This is a genomic window from Shewanella sedimentimangrovi (assembly GCF_017354965.1).
Taxonomy (GTDB): Bacteria; Pseudomonadota; Gammaproteobacteria; order Enterobacterales; family Shewanellaceae; genus Shewanella; species Shewanella cyperi.
On record NZ_CP071502.1, the window covers coordinates 316,401 to 338,329 of the forward strand.

The following is a 21,929-nucleotide window of genomic DNA, read 5'->3' on the forward strand; positions in this document are numbered from 1 at the left end:
AATGTCACGCTCAGATCCTTCGTCCCAGGAGCCCTGCCAGAATCGCCGTGCCGAGCGTTGCAGCTGGTTGCGGCTGACCCTGAAGCGCTCCCAGCAGGAGGCTGCCGCCTCCTCGGCAATGACGGCCACCAGTGACAACTTCTTCAACGCCTATGCCATTTTCCTCGGCGCCAGTTTGGGGCAGATGGCCTGGGTCAGCGGTTTACCGCAATTGTTCGGCGCCATCTCCCAACTGTTGTCCGTGTGGCTCGCCAGTCACTTCTCCCGCAAGCAATTTATCGTCGCCTGTGCCGGCTTGCAGGCCCTGGTGGTCATGGCCATGGGCGCAGTGGCGGCTTTCAGACCTGACGAGGGCGTGTGGATCTTTATCGGCCTGGCGGCCCTGTACCACGGCTTTATCAACCTCATTCAACCCCACTGGCGCGCCTGGATGGGGGCCATAGTGCCGGAGCGGCGCCGCGGCGCCTTCTTTGCAGCCCGCACCCGGCTGACCATGGGGGCTTCACTGTCGGTGTTCTTTATCGGTGGCGGCATACTGACACTGACCGACTCGGCGGGTATGGCCTGGCTGGGGTTCAGCCTGCTGTTCTCCATCGCCGCCATGGGGCGTTTTGTGTCGGCGCGGCTGTTGTGGCTGATGCACGATCCCGAGCCCAGATACCCGCGGGAACGCGGGGTCTTTGTTCGTACCCTGAAAAACTTTGCCGGTGCCTGGAAGGATAAAACCTTCCGCCACTACAGCCTGTTCGTGGCCGGGATGCAGGCCATGGTGGCCATCTCGGCACCTTTCTTTGCTGTGTATATGCTGGAAGGGCTCAAGTTCACTTACCTGGAATTTGTGTTTGCCAGCGTGGCCTCCATCTGCACCCAGTTTGTCACCCTGAGATTTTGGGGCCGCTTCAGCGATCTCTACGGCAACCGCCTGGTGATGATCATCACCTCCTGCCTGATCCCCAGCCTGCCGCTGCTGTGGTTGTTCTCGGATAACTACGGTTACATACTGGCTATTCAGGCCTTCTCCGGCTTTGCCTGGAGCGGCTTTACCCTGAGCACCGCCAACTACCTGTATGATATCCGCCCCTTCCGCTCCGATTTCGCCACCTATGCGGCGTTGCAGGCGGCCCTCAGTGCCGGTCTGGTATTTGTCGGCGCCATGTTCGGTGGCCTTATCGCCAGCCACGCGGCGGACTTCCTCGCCTGGAGCGACTGGGATCTCGCCAGCCCCATCTTCGTGGTGTTTCTGGTGTCGACACTGCTGCGCACCCTGGTCACCGCCTGGTTTATTCCGCGTTCGGTGGAACCCAAGGTGCGGCCCAGGCCACAGCTGTTGCAGCTCATCTTCCGCATCCGCGGCTTCAACGCCATCAGCGGTGTGGCGCTGGATTTCCTCACGGTAGTGAAGAAGCGCAAGGACTGAAATCAGAGCTATTTTGGGCTTCAGCATAATGCAGCGGTGTGGCGCTGGATTTTCTTACCGTGGTGAAGAAGCGCAAGGATTAAGGTCGGATAGAAACAGCCCGGCGGTTGCCGGGCTGTTATTTGTGTATCTGCACAGTATTGAGTCGGACCTATTGGGCCAGCCTCAGCCACTTGTCGCTCCATACCTCGCCGACGCTGCCATCCATGGGCGCCCAGTCGCTTTCTTCATTGAAGCCCTTGATGGAGACATAGTCGCCATACTTGCCGAGCAAACTGAGGTAAGCCCTCATGGCCACACCGCCGTTGCCATCGCTCACTTCAACGACTATCTCGCCGAGATCATTGATGCTCCAGCTGAAGTCTGTCGTTTCCGCGGGATCGACCATATAGTCGGTGAAGCTGCCGCCATTTTCATTAAAGAGGATCAGGGTCTCCAGGTTACCTTCGGAGTCGTATTCCTTGAACTGATAACCTGTCAGCATCCCGGCGGTAAAGGCCATGGCTCCGGCGTCACCACGACAATCCGTCACCAGCTCGCGGTACTGTGTCAGTGACTTGAGGGTGTCGACTATTGGGCCACCGCTGCTGTCATCCCATTGGGTGTTGCCATTGTCGCAGACGAAATCTGCCGGCGGTATTCCACCGTTGAACAGGGTGAAATCCAGATTGTTGACTATGTCGTCCTTTGCGGTTTGGTTGAAGATGATTTCATCATCATCATCGTGGCCCGCACCGGCCGGGATAAAGGCGCCGATACGAACGGCATTCTGCAGCTCGGCGAACAGTATTTCCCCCATGTCTTCCATCTCATGGTCGCCGAAATGGCGCACCGCGTCCGGAAGGGCCAGCAGGAAAAGGGCTTGTCCGGATTGGGTCACTGTGCGCCAGGTGCCGGTGGTGTAGAGCATGGCGCTGCGTGTCTGCATACCCATGCCGTCCTCTGTCCAGTACAGTTTGTGGTACTTGACCGTGCCGCCTTCAATCAATTCGGCCAATATATTCATATCGTCATGCCAGGCAACGTAGGGGCCCACCAGATGATCGGCACTGCCATCGGAGGCGGTGGCGGACACCATGGAGGCCAGGGTCAGCGCCGGTCCTTCGGTGCCATCGGCCATGCGGGCCCAGACGCTGTTGCACATGCCTTCCACCGTGCCGTTGTCACCACATCCATCCCACAGAAACAGTCGATACTGGTCGTGATCCGTGGTGGCCTTAATGGTAAAGGCCTTGGCACCTTCACTGAAACTCACACTCTCAGGCATAACCTTGTGCCAGGCCCAGGTGTTTTCCTGCTTGGACAGCAGGAGTCTGGTATTGAGCCCGGCAAGGGCGTACTCGGTGGCGCTCAGGGTTTCACTCAGGGACGGAAAATCCGGATGGCTCAGGGTAATGGTACCGTCCTGATTCAAGCCGCTGATGACGAATTTTTCCGTGGTGGCCTGCCAACCGTTGTCGGTGAGCACGAAGTCATCCAATTCAAATTCATCACTGCTGTGGGCGACGAATTGGCCATTTAGCAGTTCGTAGCGGGTCTCTGTGGTGGTCTGATTGGTGGCGTCATACTTAATGCCGCCATATTCGAGGCTCAGTTCGGCTTCCTCTACCTCACCATCGAACCAGAAGATGCCGTTGCCACTGACCTCGGCCACCAGATTGGCCGCCGCCGCATTGGCTTCGGCGTGGAGTAGCGCGACCTGATCTTCCAGATTCTCACCGGACACGCCGGCGGCTCCTTCCACTTCATCTGAGCCGGCCACGGCGTCGGGATCAAACTCGCCACCGGCTTCCACCGCAGCCTGAACCTGGGCCACTATGGTGTCGAGGGCCTCGACCAGGGTATCCACAATCAAGGCAACCAGATCGTCGGTGGAGATGCCGGCCGCTGCGGCCGCTTCCTGGATTTGCGCCAGGTTGTTGGCTATCACCCGGGCTGTCACCTGGGCGACTTGGTGCAGCCGCTCAAAGGCGTCCCTTTGTTCTTCGGTCAGGCTATCGTTGTTTTGACCTGCCACATAGTCATCGGACAGCTCCATGCTGGTGCCCAGCAAGGCTTTCAGCCTGGCTTCGGCATCGTCCTGGCTCGCGCCCTGATCCATCTCCCCCAGTACCATGGTGCTCAGGGGGCTGACAAAGTTGTAACCCGCAGGCGCAGTGAGTGTGTACCCTTTGACTATGGCTGCGCCTGTGTCTTCATCCATGGTACCGGCCGCCACTTCTACCAACAGTGGGAAGCTGTCCAATTGTTGTTGAGTGGCTGCGCTGAGGCTGAAACTGCCGCCGGCCCCTGTAGTGGCACTGGGCTCACCGGTATCGCAGACCTTATTGCTGTTCAAATCCAGGCACACCTTGGCGCCCACCAGATAGCCATCCGCCACCTTGCCATTCAGGGTCACCGTGGTCGGTGGTGGGGGCTCAGGATTATTGTTATTGCTGCCGCCGCCACAGGCCGAGAGCACTGTGGCCAATGCCGTGGTGATTAAAAGCCGTTTGAGATTCATATGATCACTCCGATGATATTGTTGGCTGAGTTCCTGATTGCGGGAGTCCTGTGCCTTGGGGACTGTGTGCTCCTGCGCTTCCTCGCCGCGCCTTCTCCTTTGGCGCGGTGAAATGTACTCAAAAAGTGTAGAAGCCAAATTGGGTGGGCGGTTGGAAATCAGATGTCGAATCAGGATCTGGCGGTGGCAAGCAGAGAGTACAGAGCCGGGGCTATCACAGAATTCCAGGTTTAAGGCGGGAAAACCTGAGGCGCTACAGCCTTAAATCAATATGGCTTGAAACAGTTATGGCTTGAAACAGTTTTGGCTTCAAATCATACGGCCTGGAATCAATACGGCTTATATTCGAAAAAGGCCCGCCGCTCGGGGCCGGAAAGGTTGGCGCTGATCTTGTTGGGGTGTTTGAACTCGTCGAAGCCGGCCACGTTACGGCCACGATTGAGGTGAGGGAAGGGCGTGTCCGCTGCTACCGGCGGCAGATCCAAAAATTCATGCAATTTTGCCAGGGCACCGGGGGCGCTGATGTCCAGTATCAGCAGATCGTCGCGCCTCTTGGCTGCTTCCATCCCCGAGAAATACGCCAGTACCCCGGTGCGGTGGCGCTCATAGGCACTGTGCAAATTCGCTTCTTCCTGCCACTGCGGCGCCACGCCGAAACAAAGTTGGAAGCTGCGCTTCATGATTGGATGAAAGCGCCCGGACACAGGATCCAAATGGGGCCCCATCCGGCTCAGCAGCATCTGCATCGAGTTTACCCAGTCGACCATTGTTCGCTCTAAGTAAACAAACTTGCTACCTGGAAAGAGTTTGTCCAGTTCTCTGTAGTCACTGAACACGGGAGCATCGGCAATAACCTCGGCGGCCGCGAACGACGCCTTGGTAAAAGCCGTATGGGCCACCTTTAACCCGGCCTCAAGCAAGGCCACACAAACGCTGGTGGTGCCGGTGCGGGGCAAACCTATGATAAAAATCTTGTTGATGGGCAGGCTCATGTGGTGTCAGTCAGCTTGGTCACTCAGGTGCTGCTTCCCTGAGTAAGCAGCTTGATTCAGCACGGATTGAATAAGGGCCCTTATGGTATCAAATCGGGCGGGAAGTTGCCGCTGGCGTTTGTGAATAAGATACAGGGGCTCGAACACTCGCTCTGTGCCCACAAATACTTTGAGTTTGGCTTTGTTGCTGAACTGCTCCACCACAGACAAGGGCAGCACGGTGAAGCCGAGCCCCAAAGACACGGGCAGTAGAATCTGCCCTAACTGATTGATGTAGCTACTGACCGGGAAATCTTCGGCAAAGGCGCTTTGGTAACTCTCATGCTGGCTGTGGGCAAAAAACAGCGACAAATAATGTGCCGCATCCGGGTGACTTATCAGCCCAAGCGCTTTTAATTCGTCAATTGGGGGCAGGGGAGAATCAAGAGTCGTTGGTATTGCCGCTTCTGAGATCGAAAAGTTCGACGCAGGCGTGATAAGACACAGTGCCTGAGTTCCTATGTCCTGCTCCCGAAACAGCCCCCGCGGTGGCGCGGCGGTAATAATGCCAAGGTCTTTATCTCCCTGCTGCACCTCGTTGATGATGCGCGCATTGGGCGCTGCCTCCACATGTACCTTAAGCCCCGGATGCGCAGATTGCAGTGCCAACAGTTCTGGGTACAAAAGCTGCGCCAGGGCACCCGAGCAGGCGAGGCGACATGTGCCATTGAAGGGATTGTCCTCATCCAGACTGTCGAGCAGTGCTGCCTCAGCCTTGGCTTGCTCAAGGGCATAACGATACAACCGCTCGCCAGCTTCAGTGAGCTCGATGCCGCTGCGGCTGCGCACCAGCAGCTGGTGGCCACAGGCCTGCTCCAGCTTAGTCAGGTGCTGGCTTACCCCGGGCTGAGTCATAAACAGTTTGCTCGCCGTTTGGGTAAAGTGGCCTGTGTCCACCAGGGTGACAAAGGTCTTAAGCCATAGGGGATTAAGCATGGGCTGAGTTCTCGCAAAGGAAAGGGATATGTGCGCCCTGGCCGCGGCTCCGCTTGGGTACTGGCGGGCATATGTGATAATAAAAAATTATCAAAATAAGAATATATGATAATTATTCATTTGTGTGTCTCGGGCTTAATCTTTGTGCATCGGGAGGCGGAGCTGTGCACCACATGGGTTGCGGCTGTTGTCCTTCTCCCTTCGCATTAATGAACAGGAAGGCGAGGTTAGCCATGAACACATATCCACGCAGCTTTTCCCACATAGGTATCTCTGTGCCCGACCTTGAGGCCGCAGTGACGTTTTATACCGAGGTACTGGGCTGGTACCTCATTATGCCGCCCACCGAGATTGTGGAAGATGACTCGGCCATAGGTGAAATGTGTACCGACGTTTTCGGTGCCGGCTGGGAGCGTTTTCGCATCGCCCACCTGTCTACCGGCGATCGCATCGGCGTTGAGCTGTTCGAGTTCAAAAACCAGCAGAACCCGGAAAACAACTTCGAATACTGGAAAACCGGTATCTTCCATTTCTGTGTACAAGACCCGGATGTGGAAGGCCTGGCCGAGAAAATCGTTGCCGCCGGCGGCAAAAAACGTATGCTCGCCCCTCGCTACTATTATCCCGGAGAAAAGCCTTACCGCATGATTTATATGGAAGATCCCTTCGGCAATATCCTGGAGATCTACAGCCACAGTTATGAGCTGCACTACGCCAGTGGTGCCTATAACAGCTAGCAAGGTTGATAAGATGCGAGACAACAACGCCTGCTTTTAGCAGGCGTTGTTGCGTTAACGTATTAGGGCTGAAAAATGTGGTTTCTGTGGTGGGATAGAAATTGCTGTGAGGGCATGAATTTCTTCGGAAGAAATATTTGCCTATTTTCGTAAGGTTCAAAGTTATCGGTTAAAGCACGATTTTTCTGCTGCAGCAGCTGTGACGATAGCATCACTTCAAGCTGTTCATTTAACGTGATTAAGCCCTTGTCGAAAGCTTTGTCGTGCAACGCGGATAAGCAAAGCCCATTGCTGGGATTTAAGCGATTTGCTGCATCTAAACGCCACGGAACTATGTGGCTTGCTACTAATAAATCAGCAATATCAATGCCGGTAATGCAGCACTTAAAATCATATGCGCTGAGCACCGCAAGCCGAAATTGGCCTTGGCCTATGCGTGCTTTTGTTAACGTAAGATTGTCAGCTGCAGAATAATCTGTTGAGTCTTCCGTTAGTGGCTCTATATCTGGCGGCATTAGGTTGTGTGACTGATAAAGCTTTAACACCGCTTCGGATGCCGCGAGATAGAAGCTTGCCCTGTCGCCAGACATCTCAAGCCACATATCTCTGTCAGCTTTGGATGCGCCGCTAAGGCCAGAGCGACCAGATTCGATAATGCTTGGGTCACAACTAGCTATATTCGCCATTTTCATCGAGAGTGACGAGGCGGTTCTACCCATTAATTCGGCGGTGGCTGCGATCTCTTTATTCCCATGGCGGATCTGACCAAACGGCATTTTGTTGTACAGGTAAAATGCAACTAGCAAGTCATTTCTTGTCCACGGCTTTCTTGTTGTCATGGGCGCCTCCTAGAAGATTTAGGGTATGAAAATGCTGATGACATTGGTAAGTGTTTTGTCTGCTAACTGATTGGTACGTTTAGATTTAGCTCGCTATCGATGAGGTGATGCCGGTCTCAATGACCATAGGCCAAATCCCCCTTGGGCGCTTTCCGTCATAGTTGAGGTGTGGCTATATATGGTTTTGATGCACTTATCGGTCCGATAGCCCAATGATATTGGTAGCCGTTGGCAGCTGAGGCTTCGAACAGGATTTTTGTGTGAGGGATTTTTGGAGGGGGGAAGTTGTGGCTTTTACATTGTTCCATACAGACCCAAGCACTGCCGCCACCATGGAGAAGGTTTAGGCTGGTGACGTTTGCGCCATACTCGCGCATGTAGGCTCCCATGTTCTTTGAGTCAGGATCCCAGTCATTTCCGTGTTGTATCTTATTGTGTCTGTTACCCGTCAGCGCGATGACTTGGGTGTTGGGACGTTTTAATGCCATCAGGTTTTGCGCCATGGCAAGTTCTCTGTCGTTGGTGCTGGCATCAAAAAAGGCAACCTCAATACGATGCTCTGCAACCAATTGGTTTAGTAGGGTCAGCAGGAAGAACATGGCCTCACTAGTTTTTCCATCGTGTTGCTGTTGCCAGCTGTCGAGTTGCTCAACGCTCTGTTTTAGCTGTTGATTATCGCCGGTCAGCTGAATTTGCCCCGGCAAATATTCGATAGCAACGATTGTCTTTGAAGAAGACTTTTTGCTTGCGTGGCATATCAAATCCAAAAACCGGCCAGGTGATTCCGTGGTGCCATGTAACTCGCCAACCAGAAGTATTCCGTCGTTTGTGTCAACCAGCTCAGCCACATCGTTTGGCAGGGGTGAGCAGTCATCTTGAGATTGAGCCTTGGCTGTTGATATTAACACTATTAACGAGATGAAAAGTGAGAGCACATGCAAGAGGCTGGGCATAGTTAAATATCCTGACGGTAAAGAACTAACGCTATCAGCTGGCGGAATAATTGTCGTCAGTCTAATCGCTTACGTGTGGACAGTGATTAAATAAGAGGACAAAAAGACCGGACAGGGATCACACTCTTGTAGCGTAATACTCTGTCCCTATGACTAAAGCCACCCAAAATTAAATCGGTGAGGAATAAACGAATCTTCTTACTAAGTCACAGATGGGCCAGGTAACTTTTTCACAATTGCACAACTTTTCTGAGTCTGAGGGCAGCACTATCTGGAAATCCCGTCGCCGGATGCCATCAGGATCCAAGTTTCCGACAGTTAGGGCAGGGGCTAACCCTGCCGCATATCTTTACGCCGCTTGTAACCTCCTCCCCATCATCACATTTGATGCGATGGAAAACAGGCAGTAGCCGGTGAAGCACCAGAAACCGGGTTCCAGCTGGGCATGCATTGTGATGAGCTCGCCCATCTGGCCCTTGGCGTTGCCGGCGAGGTAGCTGACTATAATGGCCACCACGAACACGTCGGCCATGCTCCATTTGCCGATAAGGCCAATAAATTGATGCAGGCTGCGGGCGAGCCGGTCTGCCGGTTTGAGTGCCAGTAGCCCCAGCTGGCACAGCAACTTGAGGCCGGGGATGATGACGGAGAAGGTGGCTATCAGCACTGCGACCAGCAGGTTGCCGTGGTCGGCCAGATCCTGGATTGTGCCCCAGATGCTGCGGGTCTTTTGGTAGATTTCCACCTGTCCCTCAACACGATTGAAGCCCAGCAGGGCGGATACGGAGCCGAGAATGCCGCGCACCTCTCTGTCTTCTGTCATCATGCCTATGGTGGTGTCGGCAAACTTGGCCTTATCAGCCTGGCCATCGAGGCTAAGCATTGGCAGGGTCAGGCCAGGGATCAGCAGGGTGAGGGCGATAAGAATGACCAGCAGTTGGGGCCAAAGGTTACGCTTTGTCATGGAGTCTCCTGAATGTATGGTCACCGCCGTACCAGGGAAATGCCCAGTGTATTAATGGGGCATGAACGGCGCCTGAATGGCGCGACTTTAGCACGGTGGGCTGCTGAATGCCGCCTGTTTGCACTCTCCCCACCCAGTATTCGCTCACATCATTCACTCACATGATTCACTCACAAGGTTCACTCGCAGCTTTACCATTCCCCCTTCCCACTCATTCACACATTCTCGCTTCCCACTCATTCCATGCATTCTGCTCATGCATGGCGCTCATGCTTTCTATCGGGGCCTGCGACTGATAAGTTAGCTCAATGGCCGTTAACATAGATTCAACACATGAGTTCAGAGACGTCTTATTCCTTTGCCCAAGCCACTGCCGATTTTTCTGCCTTTGCCTGGGGGCCACACATGCTGGTGTTGCTGGTGGGCGGGGGCTTGTTCTTTCTGATCTACTCCGGCTTGGTGCCGTTTCGATACCTGAAACATGCCATAGATATCCTGCGGGGCAAGTACCCCGAGGCCAATGCGGTGGGCAATATCAGCCACGCGGGGGCACTATCCAGCGCCATGGCGGGGACCGTGGGCATGGGCAATATCGGCGGCGTGGCGATTGCCATAGTGGCCGGCGGTCCAGGGGCGATTTTCTGGATGTGGGTCAGCGCCCTGGTAGGCATGGCCACCAAGTTCTTTACCTGTACCCTGGCCATCATGTATCGCGGCAAGGATGAAACCGGACGGGTGCGCGGCGGCCCCATGTACATCATTACCCAGGGGCTTGGCAGCAAATGGAAACCGCTGGCGGTGTTCTTTTGCTCCGTGGGCCTGGTGGGCAATTTCCCGCTGTTCAATACCAACCAGCTGGTGCAGATCCTCAAGGAATACCTGTTTCTGGCTCCCGGCAGCACGGGTGTGGCGGTGGGCAGCGGCGAACATTTCTGGATGGAATTCAGCCTTGGGCTGGCAATCATGGTGCTGGTGGCCCTGGTGATCCTCGGTGGGATAAAGCGCATCGCCGCCGTGGCGACCCGGGTGGTGCCGCTGATGATCCTGCTCTATGTCGGCTGCGCCCTGTATGTGATCCTCACTCACCTGGGTGATGTACCCATGCAACTGGCACGGATTGTAACCGATGCCTTTTCGGTGCAGTCTGTGGCCGGTGGATTGCTGGGCACCATGCTGACCGGCGTTAAGCGCGCCGCCTTTTCCAACGAGGCGGGCCTAGGTACCGAGGTGATGGTGCACGGCAATGCCAAAACCTCGGAGCCGGTGAAGGAAGGGCTGGTGGCCATGTTGGGCCCGGCCATAGACACCCTGCTGGTGTGCACGGCCACGGCGCTGATCATCCTGATTTCCGGTGTGTGGGAGAGCGGCGGTGCCAACGGCATCAGCCTGTCGAGCGCCGCCTTTGCTGAAACCATGCCCGGCGTCGGGCCCTATCTGATGCTGGTGTGCGTGAGCTTTTTTGCCATTACCACCATCTTCACCCAGGCCTTTTACGGCAGCCAGTGTTTTGCCTTCCTGTTCGGCGCCAAGCGCGAGCATTGGTATCTGTACCTGTACCTGTTGGCGATTTTGTTTGCCGCCACCAATAACCTCAGCGACATAGTCAATATCATCGACGGTGCCTATGGTCTGATGGCCATTCCCACCATGACGGCGGCGCTGTTGTTGGCACCCAGGGTCAGGGCGGCGGCGAAGGACTATTTCGGCCGCCTGCGTGTTGCCAACGCTGCGGCTGGAGCTAAGGATGTGCCCGCCAATCGCCGTTGAGTTTTGGGGGACAGGGTGAGTTGGCGTACAATCGACTGCCTTCACTTTATTCAACGGGAGTGTGAATGTCGTATTGTGATCAGGTCGGATTTGACTGGGTGCTGTTTGACGCCGACGAAACCTTGTTTCATTTCGATGCCTTTGCCGGACTCAGACAGCTGTTTGCAGGGTTTGGGGTGGATTTTGGTGCCGTCGAATTTGAAGAATACCAGCGAGTGAACAAGCCCCTGTGGGTCGAGTATCAGGACGGCCGCATCAATGCCAAAACTCTGCAGGAAAGCCGTTTTGCCCTCTGGGGTGAGCGCCTGGGTGTGGCCCCGGCTGAGCTGAACTCGGGCTTTTTAGCGGCCATGGCCGACATTTGCGCGCCGCTGCCCGGTGTTCCCGAACTCCTCAATGGCCTGCGCGGTCGCTATCGTTTGGGGATCATCACCAATGGTTTTACCGAGTTGCAGCGCATTCGCCTGGCGCGCACCGGCTTTGCCGAACACTTCGAAGTGCTGGTGATCTCCGAAGAAGTGGGTGTCGCCAAGCCCGACAAGGCCATCTTCGACCACGCCCTGGATGCCATGGGTAATCCCGATCCCGCCAGGGTGCTGATGGTGGGCGACACCCTGGCAAGCGACATCCTGGGTGGTCTCAATGCCGGCATGCAGACCTGCTGGTACAACCCGGGTGCCAAGGCTATTGATCCCGGTATCCAGCCGCACCTGGAAATCCGTTGTCACAGCGAGCTGGCCCGTTTGTTGGCCTGAGTCGATCCCCTTTATCCCCCCAGCCGCGGCGATTCGTTTCAGCGCTCGCGGCTTTGTTTTTCCTGCGGTTTTTCTTCTGCCCCCTGACCTTGCTGATTGTTGCAATTGTTAAGTTATTGTTGTGAATACGTATGCATAAGATTGAGCTGATAATTTGACCAGGCTTAGTATGGGGCCCACATGATCCAATGCTCCTTGGTGTCTGCTGTACAGGCGGGTGTTGGCAACAACAAGTGTCGCAAGACCAGGGAGAAAAACCATGTTCAAGCTCAAACCCAGTGTCCTGACTCTGGCGTTGGCGGCTGCCGGCCTGCCGGGGGCAATGCTGCATTCGGCGGCTTTTGCTGCTGAGCCGCAGCAGACAGAGCCACAGCAAACTTCTGACTCAACAGAGCAGGAGGCCGCCAATCAGACCAAGATCAATCAGGAAGACCTGGAACACATAGAAGTCACAGGTTACCGCCGCAGCCTTATCGATTCACTCAATGCCAAACGCTTTGGCGATACCGTTTCCGAGCAGTTGTCCGCCGATGACCTGGGCGCATTGCCCGACGTGTCGATGGCTGATGCTCTGACCCGCCTGCCGGGGATCTCGGCGGTGCGCACCGGCGGTCAGGCGGCGGAAATCAATATCCGCGGCATGTCCGGCGGTTTTGTGTTTTCCACCCTCAATGGTCGTGAGCAGGTGTCCACCAGTGGCTCCCGCAGCATCGAATTCGATCAATACCCTTCGGAGTTGATCAGCTCCGCCGCCGTGTACAAGTCGCCCAAGGCATCGCTGATAGAAGGCGGTCTGGCGGGCACGGTGGAGCTGGCTACCGCCAGCCCACTGGCGGCGGATAAAGAGCTGAATGTCACGGTCAACGTCCGTGGCATGTACAACGACAGGGCCAGCGAAGTATATGGCGCCGAGGAATTCGGCCACAGACTGAGCTTTTCCTATCAGGGCAAGTTCCTCGATGAAACCCTGGGTGTGGCCCTGGGCTATGCCAGGCTGGAGCAGCCAAGCGTGGCCACCCAGTTTATCGGTCTGGCCTACAACGACAGCAAGGATGTGGACGGCCTGGCCGACGACACCAATGGTCCGATAGACGGGCTCGACGAGGAGTACATCAGCGAAGGCTTTGAGTTGCAGCATCTGGGTGGGCTTGAGGTGCGTAACGGCTACATGGGCGCCATAGAGTGGGCGCCGGTCAGCAATTTCAAGCTCAAGGCCGATGCCTTCCTGTCGCGCTTTGACAGCGAGGCCTTCGCCCGCGGTTTTAGGGTCAAACTCGGCGGTTCCAATGCTGTCGTGGCCAACCCGGTGCTCGACGGCAATGCGGTCATCGGCGGCACCTTCAATCGTACCTCAAGCAGCTATACCCGGGTGGAACTGGTCAACGATGACAACCAGGACTTCGATCAGGTCAACAGCTTCGGGGTCAACGCCGACTGGCAAGTGACCGACAGGCTGAATGTGGCGGCGGATGTGTCCTATTCGTCGGCCAAGAGTGATTTCCGCAACGGCCTGCTGTGGTCAAACGTGGCCGTGGATGCCAATGCGGACAAGCCGATGTTCGATGAAAACGTCTCCATCAGCTATCAGCTCAACGGCCTCGACCTGCCGGATCTGGGCTTTAACCAGGCCGATGCCTTCTCCGATATCAACCGGGTGATGGTGAGCAAGTACGGCATTTATCCCTATGAAAACGAAGATGAAGTCAAAGCCTATCGTCTGGACTTCAAGTACGATCTCGACAGCGACTGGCTGGCGTCGGTGGAGTTTGGCGTGCGTTGGTCCGACAGGACCTACAGCAATGACCGCTCTGTATTTGAATTCGGCAACGACGGTGGCTTCTCCGGCACCCAGCCGCCGCTGCAACTGACAGAGGACATGGTCACAGTGGTGGACTGGAGTGGTGACTTCAGCTATTTCCCCTCCTATCTGGCGATCGATCTCGATCAGGCCCTCAGTGCCTGGTTCCCCGAAGGAACCCCGCAGCCGGTGCAGACCTGGGGTAATGCCATTGGTGTCATCGATCCCATGGGTTACACCACTAACTATGCCTGGTCGGTGCAGCAAAGCGGCGAGGTGTACGAAAAGGTGTTGGCGAGCTACCTGATGTTCAATATCGACACCGAAATCGGCGGTTTGCCGCTGACGGGCAACATAGGCCTGCGCCGGGTGGATACGGATCAGTCGGCCACCCTGTTGCAGAACGTCGGTGGTGATCCTGCCCAGGGCGCACAGTACATTGTCGATGAGGTTGGTATAATCAACAAGTTCTATGCCCCAACCGTGGTTGGAGTTACCTATACCGACTACCTGCCATCCCTGAACCTGAGTCTCAAGCTTACCGACGACAGCCAACTGCGTTTTGCCGCCGCCAAGGTGATGGCACGGCCGCCCATCAACCGCCTGGCGGGGGATGCCAGCGCCACTACCAATAACGATGGTATAATTAACGGCTCCAGCACCAACAACCCCTTCCTGAAGCCCTTTTATGCCACCCAGTATGACCTGTCCTACGAGCACTACTTCGAGGAAGGGGCTCTGGTGGCGGCGCTGTTCTACAAGAACATAGATTCCTTTATCGACGAATTTGACATCGTTGGCTTTGATTTTCGCGCCAATGGCTTCAACGTGCCCGATTACATAGTGAGTCCGAGTGGAGAGCAAATCGCCACCACCAACGGCACCTATACTACGGCGGTAAACAATACCGAAGGCGGCTATATCCGCGGTCTGGAACTGGCCTACACCCAGGTGTTTGCCTCCTTGCCCAGTCCATTTAGCGGACTCGGTCTCAACGCCAGCTACTCCTATTCCGAGAGCGAGGTGCAGAAGTTCACCGATCTTGGAGGCAACAGTGTGCCGCAAACCCTGGAAGGTCTGTCGAAACACGTCGCCAACCTGACCCTGTTCTATGGCTATGAAGGTTTTGAGACCCGTGTCAGCGCCCGCTACCGCTCGTCCTTCGTGTCCGAGCAGGTGGCCGTCAACAGCCAGGTGGTGAATTTCGATGCTGAAACCGTGCTCGATTACCAGGCCTCCTACCAGATTAATGACAATCTCGGGGTGCTGTTCCAGGTCAACAACCTTACCGACGAGCCCACCAAGAGTTATTTCGGCACAGAGGCCAAGACAGGCACCCTGCAGTACTTCGGTCGCCAACTCTTCCTGGGGGTGACCTATGCCATGTAATCCCAAGGCCGTTCGAAAAGGTCATAAACTCAATTTTACCGAGGGAAAACTCATGTTGAGTATCTCCAATCTTGCCCGACTGTCTGCGCTGGTGCTCGGCGCCAGCCTGCTATGGGGCTGTGGCAGCGATTCATCCGAACCCGGTCAGGTACTGCTGACCTGCGATGTGCCCATGGTACCCGACGCCAGTGGCACCCAGTGTGTGGCGCCGCCACCCAAGGTCTGCAAGGCGCCCACTTTTCCCGATGCAAAAAATGAAAACTGCATAGTAGGTTACAACCCCGAGTTGCCGGACCCAGTGGTCTTTGCCGGTAAAAACCAGGCCGTGCTCTATTACAATCGCATCAAGGATAAAGACAACAGCAGTGCCAATCCCAATTACCCGGGCTACAAGCTGCACACCTGGAATAACGACACCTGTGACGCCTATGCCGCGCCGTTTGATACCAGCGACTGGGCCAATGGACACGAGTTCGACGGAATCGATCCCAACTACGGCGCCTACTGGATCCTTAATCTCAAGGAAGGGCACAGCGATTGCGCCAACTTCATAGTGCACATTGGCACCGAAGGTAGCGGTAAGGCCCTGGGTGATGGGGATCTTAAGATGAACCTCAAGCCTTTTGAGGATCCTACCGCAGCCGAGGCCAGGTTCGATCGGGTCAATTTCACCATTCACGGTGTGAGTGATGTCTATGATTTCCCGATTTTGGATGTGGGCTTTTCTATCTCGGGTGCCAGCGCCCACTGGCTGGATAAAGACACTCTGGTGTGGAATGAAAGCCCCGAGGGTATAAATCAGTTTGTGCTGCTGCACTCACCCGGCGCCGATATTGGTGTCGATGAGAGCGGTAACATCAGTGGCGCCCGGCTGTTGCTGACCCAGACGGAGCTCAGTGACGCGCAAAAGGCCCTGGTGCCCCAGCTGGCAAACTGGCCGGCCTATCGGCTCAACCTGTCTGACACTGAGGCCAGAGCCTTGGTGAAGGAGCAACTGGTGCTGGCCGGTCTGGATGCTGACGGTAAACCTCTGGCCGCCACCTATGTGCAAAATGCGCGGGCCCTGGATGACCTCTATACCTCGGGAGATGCTGATGCCAATGAGGCGAGCCTGGGGATCAGCTACGATGGCGATGCGGTTACCGCGAGGCTGTGGGCGCCCACGGCTCAGGCCGTGACCCTCAAGGTGTATGACGAGGCGAAAAACTTAACCCGCAGCGAGGCCATGACCGAAGACCCTGCCACCGGCATCTGGTCGTTCACCGGCACCGGGCTTGACCGTCGCTATTACCGCTATGAACTGACCCTGTATCATCCGGTCAGCAAAAAACTGGAAACCGTCGAGAGTACCGATCCTTATTCGGTCAACGTGTCCGCCAACGGCCGTTTCAGCCAGTTTGTTAACCTGAGCGATGCTGATACCAAGCCCGATGGCTGGGATGGTCATATGGTGCCCGAGGGCGCGGATCCCGAGGACATAGTGGTCTATGAAGGCCATGTCCGCGACTTCAGCATCCGCGATGACAGCACCAGCACCGCCAACCGCGGCAAGTACCTGGCCTTTACCGAAGAGGGCTCGGCCCCTGTGGAGCATTTGCGTTCACTGGCACAAAAGGGCCTGACCCACTTCCATGTGTTGCCTGTGACCGACATGGCCACGGTGAACGAGTTGGAAGATGAGCGGGTGGAACTGACCGACACCCTGGGCAAGCTGTGCGGCAAGATTAACGACAGCGCCGATGCCTGTAAGACCAAGGACAAGGGCGCCACTATCCAGAGCCTGCTGGAAGACAGCCTGCCGGGCTCCGCCGATGCCCAGGCACTGGTGAATGCCATGCGTGGTCTGGATGGCTTCAACTGGGGCTACGACCCACAGCACTTCCTGGCACCCGAGGGCAGCTATGCCTCAAGCCCCGATGGCGTGGCCAGGGTTAAAGAACTGAGAGCCATGAACATGGCGCTGCACGGCATTGGTCTGCGCACCGTGCTCGACGTGGTGTACAACCACACCAGCTCATCCGGGCTGTATGACAACTCAGTGCTCGACAAGGTGGTGCCCGGCTATTACCACCGCTACGACCCTGTGACCGGTGCCATGCAGCGCTCCACCTGCTGCGAAAACACCGCCACCGAACACGCCATGATGGCTAAGCTGATGAACGACACCCTGGTGTCACTGGCGCAGGATTTTGGCTTTGACGGTTTCCGTTTCGACATCATGGGCCATATTCCCAAGTCGGCCATGCTGGCGGCGCGGGATGCAGTGCGTGCCGTGGACCCCGATACCTACTTCTACGGTGAGGGCTGGAACTTCGGCGAGGTGGCCGACAACCGCCTGTTCGAGCAGGCCACCCAGGCCAATCTGGCCGGCACCGAGGTGGGCAGCTTCAACGACAGAATTCGTGAAGCCATCCGTGGTGGCAGCCTGTTCCAGAGCGAGCTCAAGGACGAAGTGCTGCGGGATCAGGACACCCTGAGGCTGTCCATGGCCGGTAACCTCAAAGACTATGTGCTCAAGGACTTCAACGGCAATTCGGCCAAGGGCAGCAGCTTCAGCTGGAATTCCCAGTCCACGGCCTATGCCGCCGATCCGGCCGACAGCATCAACTATGTGTCCAAGCACGATAACGAGACCCTGTGGGACAAGCTGCAATACAGCCATCCCGTGGGTATGAGCCTGGAAGACAGGGTGCGGACCCAGAATATTGCCGCCACCCTGCCACTGTTGAGCCAGGGTATTCCTTTCCTGCAGCTGGGCGGCGACATGCTGCGCTCCAAGTCCATGGACCGTAACAGCTATGACTCAGGCGACTGGTTCAACTATGTCGACTTTACCCAGTCCGGCAACAACTGGAACGTGGGTCTGCCGCTGGCACAGGACAACCAGGGCAACTGGAATACCATCGCCGGTATTTCGGCCAACCCCAATACCGCGGCCTCGGCCAGCGAGATAGGCTTTGCCGCCGAGGTGTTTGGCGAGTTTCTGCAAATCCGTCACCAGAGCAAGCTGTTCCGTCTGACCACCGCCGAGGACATCATTGCCCGGGTGGGCTTCCACAACGTGGGCAAGCGCCAAACCCAGGGTGTGATTGTGATGAGCCTGGATGATGGTGCCGGTCTTACGGATCTCGACCCTGCGGTTGACGCCATAGTGGTGATGGTCAATGGCACAGCAAGCAGCCAGTTCCATACCATACCCACGGCCTCGGGCTTCAGCCTGCATCCGCTGCTGGCATCTTCCATCGATGCCAGGGTGCGCGGCGCCAGCTTCAGCGCAGGCGATAACGAGGGCACCTTCACCGTGCCTGCCTACACCACGGCGGTGTTTGTTAAGGCCCAGGGCGCGGCGCAGGGCGAAGGTCTGTCGGCCAATGCCACTGTGGGCGCCCCCGATGTGGTGCCCTATGGCAGCACCACTGTGTATGTTCGTGGCAGCCTGAACGGCTGGGGCACAGGCAATCCACTGCAATACGTTGGCAACGGCGAATACCGGGTGGCTATCACCCTGGCGCCCGGCGACTATGAGTTCAAGCTGGCGTCGGAAGACTGGAGTACGGTGGACTTTGGCGGTGTGTCAGCGGACGTTGCCGATGTGGAAGAGGGCGTGGTTGAGCAATTGGCGGCCAAGGGTGCCAACCTTAAGTTCAGTGCAGCTCTGGCGGCGACCTATGTGTTCTCCCTCGATGCCAGTGACAAGGATAACCCGCAGCTGACCGTGTACAACGAGGAGCCGTTCCCCGGCACCCAGGTGTACCTGCGCGGTGATATGAACGGCTGGGGTACCGACAACGCCATGACCTATCTGGGTGGCGGCGTTTACCGGGTCGATGTAGCGCTGACCGCCGGCAGCAAGGGCTTTAAGCTAGCCTCCAGCGACTGGAGCACAGTGGACTTTGGCAGCGGTGAGGCCGATGGCAGTGTGACCCTGGGCGTGGAGAAATTCCTGGCAGCCAAGGGTGGTAACCTCAGCATGAACTTTGATGAGGACACCAGCTACAGCTTCATCTTTGACCTGTCGAACCGCAGCGAACCCTTGCTGACCGTGTTCAAGACAGACATTTTTGCCGGCACCCAGGTGTACCTGCGCGGTGGCATGAATGGCTGGGGCACAGACAACCCCTTAAGCTATCAGGGAGCCGGTGTCTACAGCACCGACGTCAGCCTCGGCGCCGGTGCGGTTGAGTTTAAGGTGGCAAGCTCGGATTGGAGCACAGTGGATTTCGGTGCCCTGTCAGGCGATGTTGCCGATGTGGCGCTGGATCTGGCCGAGCCGCTGGCGGCCAAGGGCGCCAACCTCAAGCTCAATGTGGCCGAGGCTGGCACTTACCGCTTCACGGTAGCAGGCCCGGATCCAAGTGCGCCCAGCTTAACCGTCACCAGGGTCAATTGACCTGACATTAACAAAGCCGCCCTTGGGCGGCTTTTTTGTCCCTGTCATTCCCTTGGCTGAGTTGGTCCTCGGCAGACTTGTTATCGGGGCCTAAGCTGTTACAGTCAGTCGTATTCTTATAAATGGAGACCAAGATGTCCCTGCCGCAATATGCCGATGTGCTGGCCGCCAGCGAACGAATTCAACCCTATATCAGTGAGACCCCGATAGTCAGTTCCTACCTGCTGAACGATTGGCTCGGCCACAAGGTGTTTTTTAAGGCAGAATGCCTGCAGCGGGTCGGTGCCTTCAAGTTGCGCGGTGCCACCAATGTGCTGGCCTGGCTCAAGGAACAGGGCAAGCTGCCCAAAAAGGTGGTCGCCAACAGCTCGGGCAATCACGCCCAGGCGGTAGCCTATGCCGCGCGCCAGTTCGGGGTGGCGGCGCAGATCTTCAGCCCGCAGAACGTGTCCAGGGTCAAAGCCGCCGCGACCCGTTTCTATGGTGCCGAGCTGGTGCTGTGCGAGACCCGGCAAGAGGCCGATGAGCAGGTGCAGGCCGCCGCGGCCGAGCCAGATACTGTGTGGATCCCCCCCTTCAACCATCCGCAGATCATTGCCGGTCAGGGCACGGCGACGCTGGAAGCCCTTAGGCAATTGCCGCCCATGGATGGCGTATTTGCCCCCTGCGGTGGTGGTGGCCTGCTGAGTGGTACCCTGCTGGCAACCCGGGAACTGTGTCCCCAGGCAGTTGTGGTCGGTGCCGAGCCCTTGCTCGGCAATGACGCCGCCCGCTCACTGCGCAGTGGCTCAATAGTGCGGCTTGACGCCCAACCCGATACTCTGGCCGATGGCGCCGCTACCCTGGCGGTAGGGTCTCTGACCTTCCCCCTGTTACAGCAACTGGATGATTTTTACGAGGTGGATGAAGAGCGCATCGCCTATTGGACCCAATGGTTACAGCACCTGCTGAAGCTGCATGTGGAACCCACCAGTGCCATGAGCATGGAGGCCGTGGTGCAATGGCTCGGCAAGCAAACCAGCCCCAAACAGGTGCTGGTGATCCTCTCCGGCGGCAATATAGATCAGGCTAAAATGCAGCGCATCTGGCAGGACGACCACCTGCTGCGCAGGCCCGGGCTCTAGAGCTTTTTATAGATAATTATAAAAGTGAGAGGGTATTGGCTGTTTAATGCTTTCCATGTTTGGTTTAGAAAGGTGTAATTAATGAATTTTTGGGATCTACTTAATTATGGCTGAGGTGTTTCTTAGTAAGAGGTGCCGCGAGCTGAATATCTGCTCAGCATAGTCGTAATACATAAAATAGCTATTTAGTATGCATACCTTGTTGTAGGCTAGTCCCCGGTTAATTTTCCAAGATTTCAATATATCTCATTGCTGGTCGCTTGGTTAATGCTAATTACAGTAAATTAGTACTTGTTAATAGCTGCAATTTATTTAATTTGCGAATTACTTCTGTAGCTGTATAACCTCCGGTTTATCCATAATCCTTGACTCTCTGTGCTTAGGATTAACACCCTCGGCCGATCTGTCTGTCGAGTAATGCTGACTGATACCTAAGTTGGTTCCTGGTCCTAAAGTGGCGCGCTTTGTATAATTAGTAAGTCTTAGGTATTAAGCATCTTTTTGCTTGAGTTAGAGTAAGACAATTTTTGCAGCTTATGGAGTACTCCAGTGTTTGCATGATAGAATACATTCAGCAATTAATACCTATTTTTATTTTAACAAGATTATTGTATCCTAGCTCGATCATGGATTGAATATGGGGATGTCATGCGGTTAATCTTGGGGTTGATGTTAGTAGCTTCTTTTGTCATTGCAATTGTAAGCGCTCATTTTGCGATTCAAGCTGATAGAGAAATTCGTATTAGTACGACAGTAACTTTAAGTAATACATTAGGCCGCGACGTTCATGATGGTATGTCAAGTTATGATTTTGTTGAGCTAAGGTCTAGCTTGGTACAAAACTCTGGTAAAGGTTTGTTGCTAACGAAAGATAGCAGTTACGTTACTAATGAGGGTACTTTCTTGGTTTATAAGGATGAGTTCATACTCCCTTTGAATAAAAAGGAAGTACAGCTAGCTTCGGATTCTAATGCGTCTTTTGAAAAGGTGTGGGGCATAGATTGGGCAGAGATAACCAGTCATGAAACCAGCATCTATGACATTTATCAGCGGCTTTCAAAGCAATTCTCTGGCGTGAGAGTTATTAGCGGTGTAGAAGATGTGAGTGGGAAAAGCCTAAGCCCACAGTGTTGGTTACAAGTTCGGACTTCTCCAGAGCAGCAATGGATCACGTTAAATGGCTCAGAAATCTCTGTCATTCCGTTAAAGATTGTAGAAATAGATAAAGATCTTACCCATCAAGATTGCAGAGATGCGCTGGTGAATACCTGGGGCATGAGGGTAGTGGAATTCAATATCGCGCTTTACCGTAACTAATCAAATTAT

General features: G+C 55.6%; 14 protein-coding genes. 8 read left to right on the forward strand and 6 right to left on the reverse strand.

Annotated features, from left to right (window positions below; genetic code table 11):
• Nucleotide 1 precedes the first annotated feature (1 nt).
• The gene (locus tag JYB85_RS01415) at nt 2–1,417 is read left to right on the forward strand and encodes an MFS transporter (RefSeq protein ID WP_207380738.1); all 1,416 of its coding nucleotides are present in this window, start codon (nt 2–4) and stop codon (nt 1,415–1,417) included.
• A 151-nt stretch (nt 1,418–1,568) separates the two neighbouring features.
• On the opposite strand, the gene JYB85_RS01420 is transcribed toward JYB85_RS01415, so the two are convergent.
• From JYB85_RS01420 to JYB85_RS01430, 3 genes are all read right to left on the reverse strand, one after another.
• Complete coding sequence (locus JYB85_RS01420; RefSeq protein WP_207380739.1) at nt 1,569–3,920, reverse strand: hypothetical protein; 2,352 nt, start codon at nt 3,918–3,920, stop codon at nt 1,569–1,571.
• 329 nt (nt 3,921–4,249) lie between these two features.
• Nucleotides 4,250–4,912, reverse strand: a complete 663-nt coding sequence (locus JYB85_RS01425; RefSeq protein ID WP_207380740.1) for a sulfotransferase family protein — start codon at nt 4,910–4,912, stop codon at nt 4,250–4,252.
• A gap of 6 nt (nt 4,913–4,918) precedes the next feature.
• Nucleotides 4,919–5,887: a LysR family transcriptional regulator gene (locus JYB85_RS01430; protein ID WP_207380741.1), complete on the reverse strand. Its 969-nt coding sequence runs from the start codon at nt 5,885–5,887 to the stop codon at nt 4,919–4,921.
• Nucleotides 5,888–6,120: 233 nt separating this feature from the next.
• Between JYB85_RS01430 and JYB85_RS01435 the strand changes: the two genes are divergently transcribed.
• Nucleotides 6,121–6,624, forward strand: a complete 504-nt coding sequence (locus JYB85_RS01435) for a lactoylglutathione lyase family protein (protein WP_207380742.1) — start codon at nt 6,121–6,123, stop codon at nt 6,622–6,624.
• Nucleotides 6,625–6,686: 62 nt separating this feature from the next.
• On the opposite strand, the gene JYB85_RS01440 is transcribed toward JYB85_RS01435, so the two are convergent.
• The 3 genes from JYB85_RS01440 to JYB85_RS01450 form a co-directional block, all read right to left on the reverse strand.
• Entirely contained in the window at nt 6,687–7,463 is a 777-nt protein-coding gene (locus JYB85_RS01440; RefSeq protein WP_207380743.1) for an HNH endonuclease, read from the reverse strand.
• Between the two features lie 155 nt (nt 7,464–7,618).
• Nucleotides 7,619–8,416 (reverse strand): TraB/GumN family protein, encoded by a 798-nt coding sequence (locus JYB85_RS01445; protein WP_207380744.1) that lies wholly within the window; start codon nt 8,414–8,416, stop codon nt 7,619–7,621.
• Between the two features lie 349 nt (nt 8,417–8,765).
• Nucleotides 8,766–9,380, reverse strand: coding sequence for a paraquat-inducible protein A (locus JYB85_RS01450; protein WP_207380745.1), 615 nt, complete (start codon nt 9,378–9,380; stop codon nt 8,766–8,768).
• Between the two features lie 333 nt (nt 9,381–9,713).
• Between JYB85_RS01450 and JYB85_RS01455 the strand changes: the two genes are divergently transcribed.
• The 6 genes from JYB85_RS01455 (at nt 9,714) to JYB85_RS01480 (ending at nt 21,920) form a co-directional block, all read left to right on the forward strand.
• Complete coding sequence (locus JYB85_RS01455; protein ID WP_207380746.1) at nt 9,714–11,147, forward strand: alanine/glycine:cation symporter family protein; 1,434 nt, start codon at nt 9,714–9,716, stop codon at nt 11,145–11,147.
• A 65-nt stretch (nt 11,148–11,212) separates the two neighbouring features.
• Nucleotides 11,213–11,902: a pyrimidine 5'-nucleotidase gene (yjjG, locus tag JYB85_RS01460; RefSeq protein ID WP_207380747.1), complete on the forward strand. Its 690-nt coding sequence runs from the start codon at nt 11,213–11,215 to the stop codon at nt 11,900–11,902.
• A gap of 259 nt (nt 11,903–12,161) precedes the next feature.
• Nucleotides 12,162–15,089: a TonB-dependent receptor gene (locus JYB85_RS01465; RefSeq protein WP_207380748.1), complete on the forward strand. Its 2,928-nt coding sequence runs from the start codon at nt 12,162–12,164 to the stop codon at nt 15,087–15,089.
• 52 nt (nt 15,090–15,141) lie between these two features.
• Complete coding sequence (locus tag JYB85_RS01470) at nt 15,142–19,479, forward strand: alpha-1,6-glucosidase domain-containing protein (protein WP_207380749.1); 4,338 nt, start codon at nt 15,142–15,144, stop codon at nt 19,477–19,479.
• 134 nt (nt 19,480–19,613) lie between these two features.
• The gene (locus tag JYB85_RS01475) at nt 19,614–20,603 is read left to right on the forward strand and encodes a serine/threonine dehydratase (RefSeq protein WP_207380750.1); all 990 of its coding nucleotides are present in this window, start codon (nt 19,614–19,616) and stop codon (nt 20,601–20,603) included.
• 648 nt (nt 20,604–21,251) lie between these two features.
• Nucleotides 21,252–21,920, forward strand: coding sequence for a hypothetical protein (locus JYB85_RS01480; RefSeq protein ID WP_207380751.1), 669 nt, complete (start codon nt 21,252–21,254; stop codon nt 21,918–21,920).
• Nucleotides 21,921–21,929 lie beyond the last annotated feature (9 nt).

What these genes read in the sequence shown, in the direction of transcription:
- JYB85_RS01430 (WP_207380741.1), bottom strand. Translation starts at nt 5,887, where the DNA reads ATGCTTAATCCCCTATGGCTTAAGACCTTTGTCACCCTGGTGGACACA.
- JYB85_RS01425 (WP_207380740.1), bottom strand. Translation starts at nt 4,912, where the DNA reads ATGAGCCTGCCCATCAACAAGATTTTTATCATAGGTTTGCCCCGCACC.
- JYB85_RS01475 (WP_207380750.1), top strand. Translation starts at nt 19,614, where the DNA reads ATGTCCCTGCCGCAATATGCCGATGTGCTGGCCGCCAGCGAACGAATT.
- JYB85_RS01445 (WP_207380744.1), bottom strand. Translation starts at nt 8,416, where the DNA reads ATGCCCAGCCTCTTGCATGTGCTCTCACTTTTCATCTCGTTAATAGTG.
- JYB85_RS01420 (WP_207380739.1), bottom strand. Translation starts at nt 3,920, where the DNA reads ATGAATCTCAAACGGCTTTTAATCACCACGGCATTGGCCACAGTGCTC.
- JYB85_RS01440 (WP_207380743.1), bottom strand. Translation starts at nt 7,463, where the DNA reads ATGACAACAAGAAAGCCGTGGACAAGAAATGACTTGCTAGTTGCATTT.
- yjjG (WP_207380747.1), top strand. Translation starts at nt 11,213, where the DNA reads ATGTCGTATTGTGATCAGGTCGGATTTGACTGGGTGCTGTTTGACGCC.
- JYB85_RS01435 (WP_207380742.1), top strand. Translation starts at nt 6,121, where the DNA reads ATGAACACATATCCACGCAGCTTTTCCCACATAGGTATCTCTGTGCCC.
- JYB85_RS01415 (WP_207380738.1), top strand. Translation starts at nt 2, where the DNA reads ATGTCACGCTCAGATCCTTCGTCCCAGGAGCCCTGCCAGAATCGCCGT.
- JYB85_RS01480 (WP_207380751.1), top strand. Translation starts at nt 21,252, where the DNA reads ATGCGGTTAATCTTGGGGTTGATGTTAGTAGCTTCTTTTGTCATTGCA.
- JYB85_RS01450 (WP_207380745.1), bottom strand. Translation starts at nt 9,380, where the DNA reads ATGACAAAGCGTAACCTTTGGCCCCAACTGCTGGTCATTCTTATCGCC.
- JYB85_RS01470 (WP_207380749.1), top strand. Translation starts at nt 15,142, where the DNA reads ATGTTGAGTATCTCCAATCTTGCCCGACTGTCTGCGCTGGTGCTCGGC.
- JYB85_RS01465 (WP_207380748.1), top strand. Translation starts at nt 12,162, where the DNA reads ATGTTCAAGCTCAAACCCAGTGTCCTGACTCTGGCGTTGGCGGCTGCC.
- JYB85_RS01455 (WP_207380746.1), top strand. Translation starts at nt 9,714, where the DNA reads ATGAGTTCAGAGACGTCTTATTCCTTTGCCCAAGCCACTGCCGATTTT.